This is a genomic window from Cobetia sp. 1AS1 (assembly GCF_029846435.1).
GTDB classification, from domain to species: Bacteria; Pseudomonadota; Gammaproteobacteria; order Pseudomonadales; family Halomonadaceae; genus Cobetia; species Cobetia amphilecti.
Genome location: NZ_JARWKU010000009.1, coordinates 104,106 through 121,306 on the forward strand (window position 1 = coordinate 104,106; position 17,201 = coordinate 121,306).

The following is a 17,201-nucleotide window of genomic DNA, read 5'->3' on the forward strand; positions in this document are numbered from 1 at the left end:
GCAGGCGACTCAGGATGCAAGTGTTATATGTCATTCATATTGCACTGCGTCCCATGGGGCGGCAAGTGTCGTTGCGCGCCGGGCCAGTCAGGCCATCATGTCTGCCTGCGGCTAGCGCCACAGCAATAACACGATTCCCAGTCCTGCGCCCACCAGTACCGCCACGGGCTGGGTCTCCGCCCAGGCCATCAGGGGCTGCCAACCGAACGCGCCGGCCACCAGCAGCAGGCCCGCGCGCAGCCGCCAGCTGGTGCTGGAGGCGTGATTGACCCGGTCGCGCAGTGTGGTGATGGCTTCTGTCTGGCGTTGACGGGCGCGATGCTCGTCCTCGATGCGCTCCATGGCCTGGAAGGCCATCGCCGGCAGCTGTGGCAGCTGATGCGACAGCTCCGGCGCCTGCTTGACCATCTCGGCCCAGAACGCCTTGGGGCCGGCGCGCTCCTTCATCCAGCGCTCCAGATAGGGGCGAGCGGTGGCCCACAGGTCGAGGTCCGGATACAGCTGGCGGCCGAGGCCCTCGATGTTGAGCAGGGTCTTCTGCAGCAACACCAGCTGCGGCTGGACTTCCATGTTGAAGCGGCGCGCGGTCTGGAACAGCCCCAGCAGGACCTGGCCGAAACTGATGTCCTTGAGCGGCTTCTCGAGAATCGGCTCGCAGACGGCGCGGATGGCCGCGGCGAATTCGTTGGCGCGCGTGCCTTCGCCGACCCAGCCGGACTCGATGTGCAGCGCCGCGACCTCGTAGTAATCCTGGCGGAAGAAGGCCAGCAGGTTGCGCGCCAGATAGTCCTGGTCCTCGCGGGTCAGGCTACCGACGATGCCGCAGTCGATGGCGATGAACTGCGGATCGTGCGGGTTCTCGCGCGAGACGAAGATGTTGCCGGGGTGCATGTCGGCGTGGAAGAAGTTGTCGCGGAATACCTGGGTGAAGAAGATCTCCACGCCGCGTTCGGCCAGCTTCTTGAGGTCGGTGCCCTGCGCGGTCAGCTCCTCGATATCGGCGACCGGAATGCCGCGGATGCGCTCCTGCACCATCACGCGGCGGCGCGTCAGTGGCCAGTGGATGGCCGGGACGTAGAGCAGCGGCGAGTCGAGGAAGTTGCGCTTGAGCTGGGAGGTGTTGGCGGCCTCCTTGTGCATGTCGAGCTCGTCGAACAGCGTCGCCTCGTAGTCGGCGACGACCTCGACCGGGCGCAGGCGACGGGCTTCCGGCGAGACCTTCATCAACAGGCGCGCGAACATGTAGAGCAGGCCGATATCCTTGCGCATCACTTCCTCGATGCGTGGGCGGATGACCTTGACCACCACGTCCGAGCCATCGTGCAGGCGTGCGGCATGTACCTGGGCGATGGAGGCGGAGGCCAGGGGCTGGGCCTCGAATTCGGCGAAGGCTTCCTCGACCGACATCTCGAGCTCCTGCTCGACCAGCTCCCGCGCGACCTGGTTCTCGAACGGCGGCACCTGATCCTGCAGGCGCTTGAGTTCGTCGGCGATGTCCGGCGGCAGCAGGTCGCGGCGCGTCGAGAGCATCTGGCCGAACTTGATGAAGATCGGGCCGAGGGCCTCGAGCGCGAGACGCAGACGCTCGCCGCGCGTGCGTCTGCCGATGGGGAACAGACGCAGCGGCGACAGCTTGAGCAGCGGGCGCAGCAGGGCCGGCACGCGCCCCGGCGGCACTAGGTCGTCGAGGCGGTAGCGGGCGATGACCCACAGGATGCTCAGCAGGCGATAGAGTCTCACGACGGCTGGCACTCCCGCTCGGCAGGTTGATGGGAGGTGGCGGCCTCGAGATGACGGCGCAGCCGCGCCAGACGCGCTTCGGTGCGATCCAGACACTGGGTCAGCTCGGTCAGCTCGTCGCGGGCGACGCGCATCTGCGCCTGACCGGGCAGCCAGCGCGCTTCCTCGGTGAGGTATTCGCGCAGGTCCAGCTCCAGCTCACGGCGGCTGATCAGGCCGAAGCGCCCGAGGCTGCGCAGGCCGCTGGCCAGGCTATGGCCTGGGGCTTCGCCGAACCACTCACTGAGTGCACCTTCCCAGTCCAGGTCGAGGTCCATCACCAGGTCACGGGCGCTCTCCAGCAGATGGATACGGCCACGCACGGCGAGGCGGCCCTCGAACATCAGGCGCTCGATGGACTCACCGGACAGCAGGGCGGCGGCGGTCTCCATGTCGAGCTCCACCACCACATCGCCATCGCTCTCGTTGGCCTGGGGCAGGCGCAACAGGTGCAGGCCCTGCAGGTCGAAATGCACCAGCAGGTCGAAGGCGGGGCGTTCGACACGCACCAGCAGGCGTCGGCCTGCCAGTGCATTCAGGCGCGACGTCGAGGCCGGGTCGCGAGCAAGCAGCTGATTCAGCGTCCGCTCAGCGGTCGCCAACAGCAGGGGGGTCAGCAATGCCATGACAGCCTCAGAGCTTGATACCGCGGTGCAACGCGACGATGCCGCCCGTCAGGTTGGTGTACTCGACGCGCTCGAGACCGGCCTCTTCCATCATGCCGGCCAACGTCTTCTGGTCGGGGTGCATGCGGATGGACTCGGCCAGATAGCGGTAGGAGTCGGCGTCGCCGGCGACCATCTCGCCCATCTTGGGCAGCAGCCGGAAGCTGTACTGGTCATAGGCGGTGGAGAGCAGCGGATTGACCGGCTTGGAGAATTCCAGCACCAGCAGACGGCCGCCCGGCTTGAGGATGCGCTGCATGGAGCGCAGGGCCTTGGCCTGGTCGGTGACGTTGCGCAGCCCGAAGGCGATGGTGATGATGTCGAAGGTGTTGTCCGGGAAGGGCAGGGCTTCGGCATTGGCCTGCACGTATTCGACGTTGCCGCCGACGCCACGGTCGAGCAGCTTGTCGCGGCCGACGTTGAGCATCGAGGCATTGATGTCGGCGAGCACCACGCGGCCTTTCGGGCCGACCAGACGCGAGAACTTCAGCGTCAGGTCACCGGTGCCGCCGGCGATGTCCAGCACCGACTGGCCGGGACGGGCGCCGGCACGCTCCAGGGTGATGCGCTTCCACAGACGGTGGATGCCGAACGACATCAGGTCATTCATCACGTCGTACTTGGCGGCGACACTGTGGAAGACATCCGCGACGCGGCCTGCCTTCTCGTCCACGGCAACTTCCTGATAACCGAAGTGAGTCGTACGCTTGTCCATGACTTCCCCTGTTGTGACGCCGCCGTGGCGACGTCAGCACAATATGGTGAGCTTTCGCAGTGGCTCGATTGTAACCGCTGGCCAGCGGGCTGTCTTTTGGCAAGACGTCGACTCGGACATCTTGCCGCGCCCATTGGCATCAGTGGCTTACAGCTGGTTGAGCGGAATGCCCAGTGGTTCGCGCGAGGCGCCGGCCTCTTCCAGCTGACGCAGGTAGTAGGCCCACATGGCGTCGCGGCGATTGGCCAGTTCCCACAGGTATTCCCAGGTATACAGGCCGCTGTCATGGCCATCATCGAAGTGCAGCTTCAGCGCGTAGCGGCCGCTCTGGGTGATGTTGGTCAGCCCGACGTAGCGCATGCCGACCTGCAGAGTTTCCTGGCCGACACCGTGGCCACGCACTTCCGCCGACGGCGACATCACGCGCAGGAATTCGGTGCTCAGGCGGAAGCTCTGGCCATCGGCGTAGCCCAGTTCCAGTTCGCGCTCTGACTTGTGGTAGTGCACTCGCGTCGGTACCGGGGCCTCTTCGCCATCGCGGGCATGGCGCTCGTTGAGGCGGTAGTCGCGCTGCTGGCCGCTGGTATCAGCGTCGTGGGACGCGGCGGCGTCCTTGGGAGTGTCGTGGCTCATCGGGGCATCCTCGGGCTTGCATGCCGCGCGGCAGCGTGGGGCGCAGGGCGGCATGGCGAAGGCAGATAGGCGTCGAGCGCGGCGCTTGGCCGGTCGATGTGTCTTGTGCGCATGATGCACTGACGCCCGATCCGGGCCAAGCCGGATCGGGCGTCAGAAGTCCCCTCAGGAACGGGACTGGCTTCCATGAGGGGCTGTCAGGCGCGTGAGCGTGTCGTCAGAGGATGTAGCGCGACAGGTCTTCATCACGCGCCAGATCACCCAGGCGGGCATCGACGTAGGCGGCATCGACCTTGAGTTCGCCGGGCTGATCGCCACCCTCGTAGGAGATCTCTTCCAGCAGACGCTCCATCACGGTGTGCAGACGACGGGCGCCGATGTTCTCGGTGCCTTCGTTGACCTGATAGGCAATCTGCGCGATGCGCTCGATGGCGTCATCCGCGAAGCTCAGCTCGACGCCTTCGGTCGCCAGCAATGCCTTGTACTGACGGATCAGGGCGGCGGACGGCTCGGTCAGGATGCGCTTGAAGTCTTCCGGTGTCAGGGCGTTGAGCTCGACACGGATCGGCAGACGGCCCTGCAGCTCCGGGATCATGTCCGACGGCTTGGACAGGTGGAAGGCACCGGAGGCGATGAACAGGATGTGGTCGGTCTTGACCATGCCGTGCTTGGTGGACACGGTGGAGCCCTCGATCAGCGGCAGCAGATCGCGCTGCACGCCTTCGCGGGACACATCGCCGCCACTGCCGGATTCGCCACGCTTGGCGACCTTGTCGATCTCGTCGAGGAAGACGATGCCGTTCTGTTCGACGGCCTCGATGGCACGGCTCTTGAGGTCTTCATCGCTGACCATTCTGGCCGCTTCTTCCTCGTGAACCAGCTTGAGCGCTTCCTTGACGGTGATGCGACGGCTCTCTTTCTGCTGCTTGCCCATGTTGGAGAACATGGACTGCAGCTGGCTGGTCATCTCTTCCATCCCCGGCGGGGTGGCGAAATCGAGACTCTGGCTGGCCGGGCTCAGCTCGATGTCGATTTCCTTGTCATCCAGCTGGCCTTCGCGCAGCTTCTTGCGGAACATCTGGCGCGTGCTGCTGTTGTTGGCGGCAGCGTCGTACTCTTCACCACGCACACGCGGCAGCAGGGCGTCGAGGATGCGCTCTTCGGCGGCATCTTCGGCCTTGTCGCGCACTTCCTTCATGGCGTCTTCACGCACCAGCTTCATCGCGACCTCGACCAGGTCGCGGATGATGGATTCCACGTCACGGCCGACATAGCCGACCTCGGTGAACTTGGTCGCCTCGATCTTGAGGAAGGGCGCGCCGGCCAGCTTGGCCAGACGACGGGCGATCTCGGTCTTGCCGACACCGGTCGGGCCGATCATCAGGATGTTCTTCGGCGTGACTTCCGGGCGCAGATCGTCATCGAGCTGCATGCGGCGCCAGCGGTTGCGCATGGCAACCGCCACGGCGCGCTTGGCTTCAGGCTGGCCGACGATGTGCTGATCGAGGGCGTTGACGATTTCCTTCGGGGTCATCTGGGACATCTCAGGACAGCTCCTCGATGATGGCATTGTGGTTGGTGAAGACGCAGATATCGGCCGCGATGGAGATGGACTTCTCGGTGATCTCGCGGGCGGAAAGCTCGGTATTCTCGATCAGGGCGCGGGCAGCGGCCTCGGCGTAGTTGCCGCCGGAGCCGATGGCCAGTACGCCGTGCTCGGGCTCGACCACGTCACCGTTGCCGGTGATGATCAAGGAGGCATGCTTGTCGGCGACCACCAGCATGGCCTCAAGCTTGCGCAGGGCGCGGTCTGAGCGCCACTCCTTGGCAAGCTCCACGGCGGACTTCACCAACTGGCCCTGATACTTCTCGAGCTGCGCTTCGAAGCGTTCGAACAGCGTGAAGGCATCGGCGGTACCACCGGCGAAACCGGCCAGTACCTGATTGCGATACAGACGACGTACCTTGGCGGCGTTGCCTTTCATGACAGTGTTGCCAAGGGATACCTGGCCGTCACCAGCCAGGGCGACCTGGCCGTTGCGACGCACGGAGACGATCGTGGTCATGGATAACTCCTGAGAGAGCATGCCGGCGATTGGAATAAGGTGAACGGGGCCGGGCATGGCATTTCTGGGCAGACGAGGCCGTGGCCTCGTCGCGTAAAACGGGTGGTGATCGTCAGCCTGGCGCATGCCACTGCTTGCCGCGATCCTGCACCGCCTGATGGGCGGCACGCGGGCCTGATATCTCACCGGAATGCTGTAGATGGGGGCGCCGATACGGGTTTCAAGTCATCGGCGACTCAGCGTTGACTGCGATCGGCCCTGGTCTGCGCCCTCATGCAACGGGCCCGCTCAAAAATGAGCGGGCCCGTCTGTCGCAAGGCTCACGCCTGGCTTACTGCAGCTTGATCAACAGGGGCTCGATGCCCTGGGTGTTCATCAGGTCCTGGGCGCGATTGAGCTCGCGGGTGTCCTTGTAGGGACCGACCTGCACCCGGTGCCAGACGGTGCCGCCGGAGGCGTTGACGTCACTGACCTTGGCCAGCAGGCCAAGGTCCTTGAGCTTGCCGGCCAGCTTCTTGGCATCGCTCATCTCGCGGAAGGACGCGGCCTGCAACATGTAGTTGGTCAGCGAGGCCTCGGACTTCTTGGTGCTCTCGGCACTGCCCGGACGCGGCGTGGACTTGTACTCATCCACCTTGGGCGCGATCACCTCGGTTTCCGGCAGCAGGGTGTAGAACTCGAAGGTCGGCATGTTGCCGGCGGACTCTTCGGGGGCTTCCTTCTGCTGCTGGTTGCCCTGCTTGGCGGCCTGCTGCCCGTTCTGCTGTCCATTCTGCTGCGTGTTGGCCTTGGGCACGATGGCCGCGACCGGCAGACGCGGGGCCTGTTTCTCGAAGTACTGCGCGAGAGCGAAGCCGGCGATCAGGCCGATGATGCCCCACAGCCAGCCGGGCAGACCACGACTCTGGCTGGCAGCGGGTTGCCGACGGGGGCTCGCCCCCTGGCGGGAGGCGGGCTTCTTGTTGGCGGGGCGGCGAGCAGCCATGGCTTACATCTCCTCGGGAGCGCTGACACCCAGCAGGGCCAGGCCGTTGCGGATGACCTGAGCGGTCGCCAGACCCAGCGCCATGCGCGCATTGCGGGTCGCGTCGTCCTCGACCATCACCTTCACCGCGTTGTAGCAGGTGTGGAAGTCGGAGGAGAGGTCCTGCAGGTACTGGGCGACCTGCTGCGGCTCGCGCACCTTGGCGGCGTGGGCGACGACGTCCGGGAACTGCGCCATGCGATTCATCACGGCCTTTTCCTGGTCGCTGGTCAGCAGGGTGAGCTGCGCCATGGCCAGGGCTTCGTCGAAGGGCTTCTCTTCGCGGCTGGCCTTGCGCAGCACGCTGTGCACGCGGGCATGAGCGTACTGGATGTAGTAGACCGGGTTGTCATTGGACTGGGAGCGCGCCAGGTCGATGTCGAAGGTCAGCTGGGAGTCGGCGCGACGTGCCGCCAGGAAGTAGCGGGTCGCGTCGCGGCCGACTTCCTCGATCAGGTCGCGCAGGGTCACGTAGCTGCCGGCACGCTTGGACAGCTTCACTTCCTCGCCGGAGCGCATCACGGTGACCATCTGGTGCAGCACGTAGTCCGGCCAGCCCTTGGGGATGTCCGCCTGCAGAGCCTGCAGACCGGCACGCACGCGGGTCACGGTGGAGTGGTGATCGGCACCCTGCTCGTTGATGACCTGGGTGAAGCCACGCTGCCACTTGTCGAGGTGGTAGGCGACGTCGGGCAGGAAGTAGGTGTAACCGCCGTCACGCTTGCGCATCACGCGGTCCTTGTCATCGCCGAAGTCGGTGGTGCGCAGCCACAGGGCACCGTCGTCTTCATAGGTGTAGCCGTTGTCGACCAGGCGCTTGACGGTCTCTTCGACCTTGCCGTCGCTGTAGAGCGAGGACTCGAGGAAGTAGACATCGAATTCGACGCCGAAGGCCTTGAGGTCGAGATCCTGCTCGTGGCGCAGGTAGGCGACGGCGAAGACGCGGATGGCCTCCAGGTCATCGGGGTCCGCGGCACCGGTCACCTGCTTGCCATCGGCTTCGACGGTGTCGCCGGCCATGTAGGAGGCGGCCAGTTCGCTGATGTAGTCACCGCGATAGCCATCGGCCGGCCAGCTGGCATCGTCCGGGCCCAGGCCCTTGGCGCGCGCCTGGACGGAGAGCGCCAGATTGTTGATCTGGGCGCCGGCGTCGTTGTAGTAGAACTCGCGCGTGACGTCGTGACCGGTGGCGGCCAGCAGGCGGCACAGCACGTCGCCGACCGCGGCACCGCGACCGTGACCGACGTGCAGCGGGCCGGTCGGGTTGGCGGAGACGAACTCGACCTGCACCTTCTCGCCGGCACCCACGTCGCTGTGACCGAAGCTGTCGCTTTCGCTGAAGACGCGACGCACGATATCGGCTACCGCACCGGTATCAGCGAAGAAGTTCAGGAAGCCGGGGCCGGCGATCTCGACCTTGGAGACGGCATCGGAGGCCGGCAGCGCCGCGATCAGCTTCTCGGCCAGATCGCGCGGCTTCATGCCGGCGGCCTTGGACGTCATCATCGCCAGATTGCTGGCGTAGTCGCCGTGGCTCTTGTCCTTGGTCGGGTCGACCTTGATCTGCGGGCTGGCGTCGGCGGGCAGGGTGCCGTCGGCCTTGAGGGTTTCCAGGGCCTGGCCCAGCAGTTCGATGATCGTCTCTTTCATGGAATATCGGTCTCTTCACGGCTCGGGTCGCACCGCGTGCCATACAGCAGGCGGTTGCAGGCATCAGGCCTGCGGGCAATGGGGGAGTGCGGATGTCGCTGCACGATGGCGGGCATTATCACCGATCCTGCGGCTTGCATAAACCGTCGTGATCAATCGCGCCGCATTCCGCGCCCTGCAGGGATAGTGGTCAGTTCATCGCAAGCGGCGTAGAGGGCTGTCACGCCGCTTGCGTATCACTCAGGCCATGCCGATGGGATCGACATCCAGCGACCAGCGCAGGCGGCGCGCGTCGCGGTCCTGCTCGCAGAGCGTCACCAGCCAGGCCGCTGCTTCATGCAATGGGCCGCGTTTCGCACAGCGCAACAGCAATTGGGCGTGATAGCGATTCTGGCGGCGCTCCATCGGAGCGGGAACCGGGCCGAGGCAATCCACCTTGAGATTGGCAGCCTCGACGTGCTGGCGCAGGGCGCCACCGACCTTCAACAGCCACTGCTCGACCTGCTGCTGGTCGGTGGCCTCGGCGCGCAGCAGCGCCAGATGGCTGAACGGCGGCAGCTGGGCGATGCGGCGCTCCTCGAGCAATTCCCCCGCCAGCTGCGGGTAGCCGGCCTGAATCAGCGTCAGCAGGTTGGGGTCTTCCGGGTGGCGGGTCTGGATCAACACCTCACCGGGGCGCTCGGCGCGTCCGGCACGCCCCGCGACCTGCACCAGCAGCTGCGCGGACTGCTCAAGTGCGCGGAAGTCGGCGGCATAGAGGCCGCTGTCGGCATTGACCACCACCACCAGGGTGACGTGGGGAAAGTGGTGGCCCTTGGCCAGCATCTGGGTGCCGACCAGCAGGCAGGGCTCGCCACGCCGAATCACCGCCAGCGCCTCGCTCATGGCGTCCTTGCGCTGGGTGCTGTCGCGGTCGATGCGCAGCACCGGCACGTCGGGGAATTTCTCGCCGAGCAGCTCTTCGGTGCGCTCGGTGCCCGCGCCCTGCGGGCGTACATCCCCGCTGCCACAGGCCGGGCAGGCATCCGGCAGCGGGCGGGTGCGCTCGCAGTGGTGGCAGGTCAGCTGGGGTGGATGACGATGCAGGGTCATGCGGGCATCGCAGTTGTCGCATTCGGCGATCCAGCCGCAGGCATGGCAGGTCAGGGTCGGCGCGAAGCCACGCCGATTGATGAACACCAGCACCTGATCGCCCTGGGCGAGGCGCTTCTCGATCGCCTCCAGACTCTGGGTCGAGAGACCGCCCAGCGTCATGCGGCCGCGCAGGTCGACGGGATGCAGTCGGGCCGGCTGGCTGCGACCGGCGCGCTGATGCAGGTGCAGATGCGTGAAGCGCCCCTCGCGTGCATGGCGCAGGCTCTCAAGAGACGGCGTGGCGCTGCCGAGCACCACGGGTATGCCTTCCTGCTTGCCGCGCACCAGCGCCAGATCGCGGGCGTGATAGCGCAGGCCGTCCTGTTGCTTGAAGGAGCCGTCGTGCTCCTCGTCGACGATGATCACGCCGAGTCTGGCCATCGGCGTGAAGATGGCGGAGCGGGTACCGATCACGATGCGCGCCCGGCCGCTGCGGGCGGCTTCGAAGCCATCGAGGCGTTCACCATCGCTGACGCCGGAGTGCAGCATCACCTGCGGCACGCGGAAGCGTCTGCGGAAGCGCTCCAGCGTCTGGGGCGTCAGGCCGATCTCGGGCACCAGCACCAGCGCCTGGCCACCGCGGTCCAGCACCGCCTCGATCAATTGCAGATAGACCTCGGTCTTGCCGGAACCGGTCACGCCCTCCAGCAGTGTGGGCGAGAAGCGGTTCAGGCCCTCATGCAGACGCGAGAGGGCGCGACCCTGCTCATCATTGAGGGCCAGGCCGGGTTCGGCGAGCACGCCCTTGTTGGCCTGCTCCGGCGTGGCGCCGGTCACCGGTTCCTCACGGGATTCGATATAGCCGCGGCCGCGCAGGGTTTCCAGCTGCTGGCGGGTGAATCCCTGGGCGGTGATGGCGCTGTGCACCAGGCCATGACGATGCTGAGCGAGCAGCTCCAGCAAGGCGATCTGGCGGGTGGCTCGCCCCAGGCTTGCCGGCTCGGTGGCGCGGCCCTTGTCGGTCAGCGTCCAGCGCTCACGGGTACGCGCCTCGAGGGCGCGCCCCTGACGCAGCAGCGAGGGCATCGCCTGGGCGAAGGTGTCGCCGAGCGAGTGCTGGTAATAGCGCGCGGTAAACTGACATATCCACAACCAGTCGGCCGGCAGCGGTTCGTCATCGATGACTTCGCTGACAGGCTTGAGCTTGTCGATGGGGAAGCTTGAGTCGCTGCGCAGCTCGGCGATCACCCCGACCAGCTGGCGACGCCCGAATTCGACGCGCACGCGCAGGCCCACCTGCCAGCCGTGGCGGGGCGGCTGGCGGGATGGCAGGTAGTCGAACAGATCACGCAGCGGGCCGGGAATCGCGATGCCCAGCACACGTCCCGGCAGGTGAGTCGCAGTCTTGTCGGTAGTGTCAGGCACGCAAGGTATCCGGATATGAGGTGATATGAGGCGTTCAGTAAAACGGGGATATGCCGTGGCACGCAGTCTACAGAGTGTTGCCCGCAATAAACGGCACAAAGTTTGGTCTTGCGGCAGATGACTGGTAAAATGCGCGGCCTTCCGTCGGAAACGGCGGAATGACCGGTTCAATCCAAAACCCGTGTACGGTGCCTGGCAAGTGATCAGGTGGCGGTGCACAGCGACCTGAGGTTACACATCATGAAACAGGGTATCCATCCGGACTACCAGCGCCAGACCGCAACTTGCTCCTGCGGCGCGCAGCACGAAATCGGTACCACTTCCAAGCAGACTTTCGCGCTTGACGTGTGCTCCGAGTGCCACCCGTTCTACACCGGCAAGCAGAAGCAGGCTACCACCGGTGGTCGCGTCGAGCGCTTCAACAAGCGTTTCGGTGCTGCCATCAAGCGCTGATACCTTCAGCTGCTTGTCGCTTTCATGGCGCTGCGCATCTTGCAGCGTCATGGACGAAAAACCCGCTCACGAGCGGGTTTTTTTGTGCCTGTCGTTCAGGCCGCTCTGAAGAGAGCCACGACCATGGCAGCCGGCCCGGGATGCCCTTGTCGTGATGGTCTGGTCGTAATGGTCTGGCGTGATGGCCTGGCGTGATGGTCTGGCGAAGATCTCACCCCGGCGCTGGGCTTGCTGAAAGGAAAGATTGTTTCCGATTTGGCACTTTTTCTGCTCTGCCTCTGCATCAAGCGCGTCGGAATAGCGAGTTGCGTCAGCGAACGGTCGAAAATCGAGGATCTTGCGCGAATCGTGGCGTCATCTCGGGCCGAAATCGGCGTGAAAGCCGGTCAGCGATAAGGAAAGGTTTATGGCTGGGTAGGGCATCCATAACGTTAGACGAATGGCTAAAACATTTTTTAAACGACCGTTTTAAAGCCATGCATAACAGCAAGTTGCGTCGGTTGTTCAGAGGTGTCTTTTTCTATATTCTGGAGCAGCCAACCCCCCCGCCAAAATACCGGATGACACGCATGTCTGATGCCATGAAGAAAGCAGCACTGCAATATCACGCCGAACCGATTCCCGGAAAGCTCTCCATCGAGCTGACCAAGCCGACCGAGACCGCCAAGCACCTGGCGCTGGCCTACAGCCCGGGCGTTGCCGAGCCGTGCCGCGAAATCGCCGCCGACCCGGAAAATGCCTACCTGTACACCGGCAAGGGCAATCTGGTCGCGGTCATCTCTGACGGGACTGCCATCCTTGGCCTGGGCAACCTGGGGCCGCTGGCTTCCAAGCCGGTCATGGAAGGCAAGGGCGTGCTGTTCAAGCGCTTCGCTGGCATCAACTCCGTCGATGTCGAAGTGGATGCGGAAAGCCCGCAGGCCTTCATCGACACCGTGCGTCGCATCCACACCACCTACGGTGGCATCAACCTGGAAGACATCAAGGCGCCGGAGTGCTTCGAAGTCGAACAGGCGCTGATCGAGCAGTGCAACATCCCGGTCTTCCATGACGACCAGCACGGTACCGCCATCGTCACCGCGGCCGGCATGCTCAACGCCCTGGATATCGCCGGCAAGAAGCTGGAAGACGCGCGTATCGTCTGCCTGGGTGCCGGCGCTGCCGCCATCGCCTGCATGAAGCTGCTGGTGGCCAGTGGTGCCAAGGTCGAGAACATCTTCATGCTCGACCGCAAGGGCGTGATCCACAGCGGCCGTGATGATCTGAACCAGTACAAGGCGATGTTCGCCACCGAGACCGAGCTGCGCACGCTGGACGACGCCATCGATGGTGCCGACGTATTCGTCGGTCTGTCCGGCCCGAACCTGCTCAAGGCCGAGCAGCTCAAGAAGATGGCCGCCAACCCGATCGTCTTCGCCTGCTCCAACCCGGACCCGGAGATTCATCCGGATACCGCTCGCGAAGCACGCCCGGACGTCATCATGGCGACAGGTCGCTCCGACTACCCGAACCAGGTCAACAACGTGCTGGGCTTCCCGTTCATCTTCCGTGGCGCGCTGGATGTGCGTGCGACGCGCATCAATGAAGAGATGAAGCTGGCCGCCGTTCACGCTCTGAAAGACCTGGCGCGTGAGCCGGTCAGCCAGGATGTGCTGGATGCCTACGAGATCGACAGCCTCGAATTCGGCCCGGGTTACATCATCCCGACGCCGATGGACTCGCGTCTGCTCGAGCGTCTGCCGGCCGCCGTGGCCCAGGCGGCCATCGATTCCGGTGTCGCACGCAAGCCGTACCCGGCGCACTACCCGCTGACCAGCACAGATCAGGTCTACGGTTAAGCGTCAGCGGTCGAATGGCCGGTTGGCGGCGTCGCTGAAGCGACGCAAGACATGAAAAAGCCCTCGTCGGAGATTCCGGCGAGGGCTTTTTGTTGGTGGCTGCTTTCAGCCTTGAGCCTTGAGCCATGAACCGCGAGCCACGAGCCACGAGCTACTGGCGCCCCGGCAGGCAGGCGTCAGGCCTGTGCTCAGAAGCTGTAGAGGATGGAGGCCGCCGTGGTGGTGTCGGTCTTGGCATCCGACTCGTCGGGCGGGTTGGTGTTGTTCTCGATCTCGTGCGAGAGCTTGAGGGCGAGGCTTGCATTGATGGCGACCGTCAGCGCGGTATAGCTGCGACTGATCACGTTCTCGCGCGTGGCCTCCGCCGAGAACTGCTGCTCGAACTTGGAGGTGTCGGACAGCTGCCAGCGGTAATCCATCGCGCCATAGCCCAGCAGGTAGTTCTCGTGATCCCCCGCCGTGATGTCATCGAAGCGATAGCCCGGCCCGGCCTCGAGGGAGAGGTTGTGCTCGGGGCCATCCAGTATCGTGATGCCCTCGCCGACGATGGAGGTGACCTGGTGGTTGTAGCCGGAGAAGCGCTCCTTCTCCCAGCGCAGCAGCCCGAAGGCGTAGTGATCATCGCTGAGGTCATAGCGCTCGCGCTGGCCGACCAGGTACTTGTCGGTCGTGGTCTCGCCACTGCTGGAGACGTGCTTGGCCTCCACTCGGAAGGTGTGGGTCCAGGGCTTCAGGTGCCAGGACAGGCTGGTCTTGCCCAGCAGGGTCTCGCTGTTCGAGTTGCCCGACAGCTTGGTGAAGCCCAGCTCGGCCTGGCCGCTGAAGGGCTCAGAGTCCTCGCTGGCGGGTGGTGGCGCATAGAAGAGGTCGTCTGCGACAGCCGTGTCGAGGGGAAGCAGGGCCAGGCACAGAAACGCGGTCCTGCGCAGTGTGGGCAATGGGTGAAGCATGCGAACTCCGGCATGTTTGAGGCATGACATCATCATCGGGAATATGGCTTGCGAGATGACGCTTGCTGAGCGAGGCGGCCTGGCGCGTCATCCGGACGCTACCAGTGGATCGCGATACGGGGGAGCCTTGCGAATGCTCAGATGGCAGAAGAGCGACCAGCGGCCGCTCTTCCTTGGGCTCTCCCCCTGCCGATGAGGCTGGCAGGCGAGGTCTGGAGATCAGATCAGAAGATGGCCTCGAAAGTTCCGGTACCTTCCGAACCGCTTTCCTGCTCCAGCTCCTTGCGGATGGTACGTTCCTGGTAGGGCGGCAGATTATCCTTGCGGAACAGCTCACTGATGCCACCGGACTGACCGCTGCGCAGGCGCTTGCCAGAGTCCGGGTCGATGGTCGCCGTCACGATGTTGTCCGGACGCTCCATGGTGGAGGACGGCATGCCCTTGAGGGCGCCGCGCATGTAGTCGACCCAGATGGGCAGGGCGGCCTGGGCGCCATACTCGGCCAGGGTGTCATTGGAGTCCTTGCCGACCCAGACCGTGGCCACCAGCTTGCTGTTGAAGCCGGAGAACCAGGCATCACGCTGGTCGTTGGTGGTGCCGGTCTTGCCGGCCAGGTCATCACGACCCAGCGCCAGGGCGCCACGGCCAGTACCGCGCTTGATGACATCCTGCATCATGTCACGAATCAGATACATGGATTCAGGGGAGGCGACACGCTCGGCCAGCGGGTACTGGCGACCGTCACGATTGACGGTGACCATGCCCGGCGCACAGTTGGCGCAGGCAACCGGCGGATGCGCTTCATAGTCGGTCTCGTCATCGCCACGCGTGATGGTATCGATGTACCAGGGCTCGACACGGAAGCCGCCATTGGAGAGCACGGCATAGCCGCGTGCCATCTCCAGCGGGGTCAGCGAGGCGCTGCCCAGGGCCAGTGACAGGCCATTGGGCAGCTCGTCACGCTGGAAGCCCAGCTTGACCAGGAAGTCGAGAGTCTTGTCGAGGCCGACCGTCTGCAGCAGGCGCACGGAGACCAGGTTCAGCGAGCGATACAGGCCAACGCGGATACGGGTCGGGCCGGTGAACTTGCCGCCGGCATTTTCCGGACGCCACACCTTGCCGCCATCCTGAAGCACGACGGGGGCGTTGTTGATGATGGTCGCCGGTGACATGCCGGCCTGCTCGAGCCCGGACAGATAGACGAACGGCTTGAAGATCGAGCCTGCCTGACGGCGTGCCTGGATGGCGCGGTTGAACTTGCTGGCGGAGTAGCTGAAGCCACCTTGCAGGGCGAGGATGGCGCCACTTTCCGGGTCCAGCGAGACGATGGCGGATTGCGCGTCCGGCAGCTGGCCCAGACGGTAGCCGTCGTCCTGCTTGATCACGCGTACCAGATCACCGGCCTTGGCGATCTCGGCGGCCGAACCCGGCACGCCACCACGCCATTTGGCGCTCTTGTACTCGCGTGCCCACTTCAGGCCGTCCCAGTCGAGGGTCACGACCGTGGCGTCGGCCAGCAGTGCCTTCATCTGCTTGCCGGTGCTTTCCACCACGATGGCGGCCTTCAGCGGGCCGTAATCCGGGGTGCGATCGAGCACTTTCAGCCAGTTCGAGACATCACGGTCGATGCCGGCGATGCGCTTCTCGCTCTTCTGGGCTGCCTGCTTGGCGGTTTCCAGCACTTCCGGTGACTTGGAGAGTTCTTCCTCGAGGCCGGCCTGATCGGTCTGGTCCTGAGCTTCCGCTAGCGAGGCGGCGATGTCGGATTCCTCGACCCCGCGCCAACCATGGCGGGTATCGTAGGCGATCAGCCCCTTGATCAGCGCATCACGTGCCATTGGCTGCAGCGAGCTGTCCAGCGTCGTGGTGATGCGGACGTTGTCGGTGTAGGCCTTGTCGCCGAAGCGGTCGACGGCGAAGCTGCGTGCCATTTCCGCGACGTAGGGTGCCTGCACTTCCGGTCTGGAGTAGTGGCGTGCCGCGGTGATCGGTGCCTTGACGGCTTCGTCATAGGCTTGGGGCTCGATGTAGCCCAGCTCCTTCATGCGCAGCAGGATCCAGTTGCGACGGATCAGTGCGCGCTGCGGGTTGGTCAGCGGGTTGAAGCTCGACGGCGCCTTGGGCAGGCCGGCCAGCATGGCCTGCTCGGCCAGGGTCAGTTCATCCAGGGACTTGTCGTAGTAGGTGCGCGCAGCGGCGGCGATCCCGTAGGCGCGATGGCCCAGGAAGATCTTGTTGACGTAGAGCTCCATGATCTCCTGCTTGGAGAGGATCTCTTCCATCTGCAGCGACAGCAGAATCTCGCGAATCTTGCGCGTGAAGGTCTGGTCCAGCGTCAGCAGATAGTTGCGCGCCACCTGCATGGTGATGGTGCTGCCACCGGACTGGATGCTGCCGCTGGAGGCCAGCTGCACGGCCGCGCGCGCCAGCCCCTTGGGGTCGATGCCCGGGTGGGAGAAGAAGTTGCTGTCCTCGGCGGCGAGGAGGGCGTCGACGAAGGTCTCGGGGATCTCGTCGTAGGTGACCGGGATGCGGCGCTGGTCACCGTATTCGCCGATCAGCTTGCCATCGCGGGTATAGATGCGCAGTGGCGTCTGCAGCTTGGTATCCTGAAGCTGGTGGACGTCGGGCAGGCCCGGCGAGAAGTACAGCGAAGCGCCAACGATGGCCAGAAGTCCCGCGGCACATAGTGATAGCAGCAGCCAGAACACTGGCGAAAATAGTCGTCTCAATAGCTTCATGGGCAAGACAGGGTCCGTGGGTAAGAAAAGCGAGTGGCTGCGCGGGGATTGGCAATTCCATTGCTGGGGCATTATAAGTAGCGGGTTCAGATGCGGCCAGCGTTGAACCCTGACTTGCGCGTCTGTTGTGTTATTCTGGGAAACATAATGTAACATCCTGGAATGATAGAGGGTGTCGCGGCAACGTC

13 protein-coding genes are annotated in these 17,201 nt (G+C 64.6%); 2 read left to right on the plus strand and 11 right to left on the minus strand.

What is annotated here, in order from left to right; all coding sequences use genetic code 11:
• Positions 1–111 precede the first annotated feature (111 nt).
• The 9 genes from ubiB to QD280_RS14220 all read right to left on the minus strand — a co-directional run bounded on the left by ubiB (position 112) and on the right by QD280_RS14220 (position 11,031).
• Entirely contained in the window at positions 112–1,740 is a 1,629-nt protein-coding gene (ubiB, locus tag QD280_RS14180) for a ubiquinone biosynthesis regulatory protein kinase UbiB (protein ID WP_054556513.1), read from the minus strand.
• Positions 1,737–2,405: an SCP2 sterol-binding domain-containing protein gene (locus QD280_RS14185; protein WP_131432768.1), complete on the minus strand. Its 669-nt coding sequence runs from the start codon at positions 2,403–2,405 to the stop codon at positions 1,737–1,739. The genes ubiB and QD280_RS14185 overlap by 4 nt, the downstream gene beginning before the upstream one ends.
• A 7-nt stretch (positions 2,406–2,412) precedes the next feature.
• Positions 2,413–3,159: a bifunctional demethylmenaquinone methyltransferase/2-methoxy-6-polyprenyl-1,4-benzoquinol methylase UbiE gene (gene ubiE, locus QD280_RS14190; RefSeq protein WP_043332974.1), complete on the minus strand. Its 747-nt coding sequence runs from the start codon at positions 3,157–3,159 to the stop codon at positions 2,413–2,415.
• Positions 3,160–3,306: 147 nt separating this feature from the next.
• Positions 3,307–3,666, minus strand: coding sequence for a DUF971 domain-containing protein (locus QD280_RS14195; RefSeq protein ID WP_043333080.1), 360 nt, complete (start codon positions 3,664–3,666; stop codon positions 3,307–3,309).
• Positions 3,667–4,009: 343 nt separating this feature from the next.
• The gene (gene hslU / locus QD280_RS14200) at positions 4,010–5,335 is read right to left on the minus strand and encodes an ATP-dependent protease ATPase subunit HslU (RefSeq protein WP_043332972.1); all 1,326 of its coding nucleotides are present in this window, start codon (positions 5,333–5,335) and stop codon (positions 4,010–4,012) included.
• Position 5,336: 1 nt separating this feature from the next.
• Entirely contained in the window at positions 5,337–5,858 is a 522-nt protein-coding gene (gene hslV, locus QD280_RS14205; RefSeq protein WP_043332970.1) for an ATP-dependent protease subunit HslV, read from the minus strand.
• A gap of 331 nt (positions 5,859–6,189) precedes the next feature.
• Positions 6,190–6,843 (minus strand): SPOR domain-containing protein, encoded by a 654-nt coding sequence (locus tag QD280_RS14210; RefSeq protein ID WP_043332968.1) that lies wholly within the window; start codon positions 6,841–6,843, stop codon positions 6,190–6,192.
• 3 nt (positions 6,844–6,846) lie between these two features.
• A complete protein-coding gene (argS, locus tag QD280_RS14215) occupies positions 6,847–8,532 on the minus strand; it encodes an arginine--tRNA ligase (protein WP_043332965.1) in 1,686 nt (561 codons plus the stop codon).
• Between the two features lie 240 nt (positions 8,533–8,772).
• On the minus strand, positions 8,773–11,031 hold the full coding sequence (locus QD280_RS14220; protein WP_279839780.1) for a primosomal protein N': 2,259 nt from the start codon (positions 11,029–11,031) through the stop codon (positions 8,773–8,775).
• 240 nt (positions 11,032–11,271) lie between these two features.
• On the opposite strand from QD280_RS14220, the gene rpmE reads away from it, so the two are divergent.
• Positions 11,272–11,484, plus strand: a complete 213-nt coding sequence (gene rpmE, locus QD280_RS14225) for a 50S ribosomal protein L31 (protein ID WP_054556509.1) — start codon at positions 11,272–11,274, stop codon at positions 11,482–11,484.
• A 569-nt stretch (positions 11,485–12,053) separates the two neighbouring features.
• Positions 12,054–13,322, plus strand: coding sequence for a malic enzyme-like NAD(P)-binding protein (locus tag QD280_RS14230; protein WP_054556560.1), 1,269 nt, complete (start codon positions 12,054–12,056; stop codon positions 13,320–13,322).
• Between the two features lie 188 nt (positions 13,323–13,510).
• On the opposite strand, the gene QD280_RS14235 is transcribed toward QD280_RS14230, so the two are convergent.
• The gene (locus QD280_RS14235; protein ID WP_043332961.1) at positions 13,511–14,272 is read right to left on the minus strand and encodes a DUF481 domain-containing protein; all 762 of its coding nucleotides are present in this window, start codon (positions 14,270–14,272) and stop codon (positions 13,511–13,513) included.
• A gap of 224 nt (positions 14,273–14,496) precedes the next feature.
• Entirely contained in the window at positions 14,497–17,013 is a 2,517-nt protein-coding gene (locus tag QD280_RS14240; protein ID WP_192839156.1) for a penicillin-binding protein 1A, read from the minus strand.
• Between the last annotated feature and the right edge of the window lie 188 nt (positions 17,014–17,201).

Bases quoted from the DNA above. Each gene is read 5' to 3' on its own strand.
- QD280_RS14185 (WP_131432768.1), bottom strand. From the start codon at position 2,405: ATGGCATTGCTGACCCCCCTGCTGTTGGCGACCGCTGAGCGGACGCTG.
- ubiE (WP_043332974.1), bottom strand. From the start codon at position 3,159: ATGGACAAGCGTACGACTCACTTCGGTTATCAGGAAGTTGCCGTGGAC.
- hslU (WP_043332972.1), bottom strand. From the start codon at position 5,335: ATGTCCCAGATGACCCCGAAGGAAATCGTCAACGCCCTCGATCAGCAC.
- hslV (WP_043332970.1), bottom strand. From the start codon at position 5,858: ATGACCACGATCGTCTCCGTGCGTCGCAACGGCCAGGTCGCCCTGGCT.
- QD280_RS14210 (WP_043332968.1), bottom strand. From the start codon at position 6,843: ATGGCTGCTCGCCGCCCCGCCAACAAGAAGCCCGCCTCCCGCCAGGGG.
- argS (WP_043332965.1), bottom strand. From the start codon at position 8,532: ATGAAAGAGACGATCATCGAACTGCTGGGCCAGGCCCTGGAAACCCTC.
- rpmE (WP_054556509.1), top strand. From the start codon at position 11,272: ATGAAACAGGGTATCCATCCGGACTACCAGCGCCAGACCGCAACTTGC.
- QD280_RS14230 (WP_054556560.1), top strand. From the start codon at position 12,054: ATGTCTGATGCCATGAAGAAAGCAGCACTGCAATATCACGCCGAACCG.
- QD280_RS14235 (WP_043332961.1), bottom strand. From the start codon at position 14,272: ATGCTTCACCCATTGCCCACACTGCGCAGGACCGCGTTTCTGTGCCTG.
- QD280_RS14240 (WP_192839156.1), bottom strand. From the start codon at position 17,013: ATGAAGCTATTGAGACGACTATTTTCGCCAGTGTTCTGGCTGCTGCTA.